Annotated in this window: 1 pseudogene; it reads right to left on the bottom strand. The window is 47.6% G+C overall.

From position 1 onward, the window contains the following. Positions 1–532 (bottom strand): annotated as a pseudogene (locus R8N47_RS28060) (insulinase family protein); the annotation flags it as partial.

Raw genomic sequence — 532 nt, 5'->3', positions numbered from 1 at the left:
TGTAGGTAGGCGCTGTTAAGCGCAGTGAATACATCAGCAAATTGCGCTTGCGTTTCACTTTTGCCCATGCCATTCACAAAGCTTGGTTGATTAGACAGCAGCTCTTTTAACTGCGCGTTTACGCTCTCTAGCGTCGTTTTATCCAAAAAAGCTGCCAAGCTTTGCGCATAACTCTCTTTCGATTGGCTTACGCTGTCTTGCTCCAATTGGAAAATACGCGCTTCCGCGTAACTATTTGGCTTGCGTTTGCTCCAATCAGAATCAAGATTTGCCAGTTCGCCATACCAGTTAGATGTGATGCTCTCTAGCTCAGCTTGTGTCACGCCGTAATCGCGAAGTGACGTCAAAGCACTGATGAAAATTTGGTGCATTTGTTCACGGCGGTCAGGCGAAAATGAGATACCCGCCGACATCAGGCGTTGGTAATTCGAGTAGTAAGGCTGCGCATAAACGTATTGGTAAGGCTCGGCGGCATCATTGAGAAGACTGATCAAACGCTGTTGAATCAGTTGAATGGCCACTTCGTCTCGCC

This window comes from Vibrio sp. 2132-1, assembly GCF_033344315.1.
The sequence above is the reverse complement of the archived record's forward strand: the minus strand, read 5'-3'. Positions and strand labels throughout refer to the sequence as shown.